The following is a 255-nucleotide window of genomic DNA, read 5'->3' on the forward strand; positions in this document are numbered from 1 at the left end:
GCCGAGGACCTGGTCAACTCGATCGTGCTGGTCGGCGACTGCGCCGACGAGGACCTGCTGCGCGAGGAGAACATCGACCAGACCGACGTCTACTGCGCGCTGACCAACGACGACGAGGCCAACATCCTTTCGGCCATGCTGGCCAAGCGCATGGGCTGCCAGCGGGTGATGTCGCTGATCAACCGCCCGGCCTATGCCGACCTGGTCGAAGGCAGCAGCATCGACATCGCCATCAGCCCGCAGCAGATCACGCTT

General features: G+C 64.7%; 1 protein-coding gene. It reads left to right on the forward strand.

What is annotated here, in order from left to right; all coding sequences use genetic code 11:
• Window positions 1–255: NAD-binding protein (locus FLQ44_RS10120; RefSeq protein WP_206208800.1), on the forward strand; the 255-nt coding region annotated here is incomplete at both ends.

It is taken from the genome of Vogesella mureinivorans (assembly GCF_007644035.1).
In the GTDB taxonomy this organism is placed as follows: domain Bacteria; phylum Pseudomonadota; class Gammaproteobacteria; order Burkholderiales; family Chromobacteriaceae; genus Vogesella; species Vogesella mureinivorans.